The sequence below is a fragment of the Microbacterium sp. genome (assembly GCF_011620715.1).
Lineage (GTDB): Bacteria > Actinomycetota > Actinomycetes > Actinomycetales > Microbacteriaceae > Microbacterium.
This window is the reverse complement of sequence record NZ_WOYP01000101.1, coordinates 18,056-20,175: the sequence shown is the minus strand read 5'-3', so window position 1 is coordinate 20,175 and position 2,120 is coordinate 18,056. Positions and strand designations below refer to the sequence as shown.

2 protein-coding genes are annotated in these 2,120 nt (G+C 68.9%); one reads left to right on the top strand and one right to left on the bottom strand.

Features of this window, described 5'->3' with window-relative positions:
* Positions 1-247: 247 nt before the first annotated feature.
* Positions 248-1,075, bottom strand: a complete 828-nt coding sequence (locus QZV84_RS10075) for an HAD-IIA family hydrolase (protein WP_292829039.1) — start codon at positions 1,073-1,075, stop codon at positions 248-250.
* A gap of 112 nt (positions 1,076-1,187) precedes the next feature.
* Here QZV84_RS10075 and QZV84_RS10070 point away from each other — a divergent pair.
* The coding region (locus tag QZV84_RS10070) for an SDR family NAD(P)-dependent oxidoreductase (protein WP_292829037.1) at positions 1,188-2,120 on the top strand (933 nt) is incomplete at its 3' end.

Sequence of the window (2,120 nt, the reverse complement as noted above, 5' to 3'; positions counted from 1 at the left end):
CCTTCTCGCGGTGGAACCCACCTTCTCGCGGTGGAACCCACCTTCTCGCGGTGGAACCCACCTTCTCGCGGTGGACTGGCCGTGACTGATGCGGGCGGATGCCGGCGGTCAGTCCTTGTCGCGGCGGTTGTTGCGAAAGTACTGCCACACGAACACGATGAGCGTGCCGAGAAGCACGATCCCGGTCGCGGCGAACAGCAGGGTCTGCTCTGCGCTGCTCACCCCCGACTCCTCTCCTCGGCGCCGATCATGCCGGCCTCTTGCCGGCGGCGGCATCCGCCCCCTCAGCCTCGATCAGGTCGTCTGACAGCAGGTCGGCGACCGAATCGAGCACCTCATCGGGTCGGAACGGATACCGCTCGATCTCGGCGGCATCGCTGATGCCGGTGAGCACGAGCACGGTGTGCAGCCCGGCTTCGATGCCGGCCACGATGTCGGTGTCCATGCGGTCGCCGATCATCCCGGTGTTCTCGGAGTGCGCGCCGATGCGGTTCAGGGCCGAGCGGAACATCATCGGGTTCGGCTTGCCGACGACATACGGTTCCTTGCCGATCGCCTTGGTGATCAGCGCCGAGATCGCCCCCGTCGCCGGGAGCACCCCATCGGCCGACGGGCCCGTCGCGTCGGGGTTGGTCGCGATGAACCGGGCACCACCGGCGATGAAGCGGATAGCCTTCGTGATCGCCTCGAAAGAGTAGTTGCGGGTCTCGCCGACGACGACGTAGTCGGGATCCGTCTCGGTCATGATGAACCCGGCTTCGTGCAGGGCGGTCGTCAGCCCCGCCTCGCCGATCACGAACGCGCTCGCCCCGGGCGCCTGGCTGCGCAGGAAGTCGGCGGTCGCCAGGGCCGACGTCCAGATCGCCCCTTCGGGCACGACGAGCCCCGAGGTCCGCAGCCGCGCGGAGAGGTCTCGCGGCGTGAAGATCGAGTTGTTCGTCAGCACCAGAAACGGGGTGCCCTGGTCCCGCCACTGCTGCAGCAGCTCAGCGGCGCCGCGAACCGGGGTGTTCTCGTGGACGAGCACGCCGTCCATGTCGGTCAGCCAGCATTCGATGTCGGCGCGGGTCCGCATGCGCACAGCCTATCCGCCGGTCACGATGCGCAAACCGCGCCCGAATGTTAAGTCCCGATGACTTCCGAGCGCCATGGCGCGTCGGGCCGGCAATCGGCCTAGGGTCGAAGTCGTGGCGCGAAACCAGGCGTGGGACCCCGAACAGCTCCCCGACCTGACCGGTCGCACCTACCTGATCACCGGATCGAACGCCGGGCTGGGCTACTTCTCGAGCGAACAGCTCGTCCGTGCCGGTGCACGCGTCTACATGACGGGTCGCAGCCCGAACCGGCTCATGGCCGCACGCGCCGCCGTGCGACGGCGGAATCCGGATGCCGGAGACCGGGTCGAGACGCTGCTTCTGGATACCAGCAACCTCGGCTCGGTGCGCGCGGCGGCCGCCACGATCGGCGGTCGCGGCGGCCTCGACGGACTGCTGCTGAATGCCGGCATCGTGCATCCGCCGAAGGAGCGCGAGACCACCGGCGACGGCAACGAGGTCGTCTTCGCCACCAACGTCCTCGGCCATTTCGCGCTTTCCGGCGCCCTGCTGACGACGCTGGCCGCGGCATCCGGTCGCATGGTGTGGCTGGGCAGCGTTTCGACCTCGATGGCGAAGTACGACCCGTTCGACCCGCAGCTGGTCGAGGGCTACAGCGGAGGGCGCGCGTACGTGCAGTCGAAGGTCGCGACAGCCGCGCTCGGATTCGAAGCCGACCGGCGTCTGCGGGCAGCAGGGGTTGCGGTCTCCAGCGTGGTCGCGCACCCGGGGTACTCGACGAGCGGGCGCACGCCGGGCATCGTCGGCGTGAACAACCCGACCCGGCTCACCCGGTTCGCCGACAATCTGCAGTTCGCGATCACGCAGTCCAAGGAGCACGGCGCGTGGACGCTCGTGCGCGCCCTCGTCGATCCCGGGATCGAGGGTGGCGAGTACTGGGGGCCCAGGCTCATCGTCCGCGGCGAGCCGCACCGCGGCAAGTCGTCCAAGATCACGCGTGACCCCGAGATCGCGCAGCGCCTGTGGGGTGTGTGCGAAGACGCGACCGGAGTGCGCTGGCCGTTC

Bases quoted from the DNA above. Each gene is read 5' to 3' on its own strand.
- QZV84_RS10075 (WP_292829039.1), bottom strand. From the start codon at position 1,075: ATGCGGACCCGCGCCGACATCGAATGCTGGCTGACCGACATGGACGGC.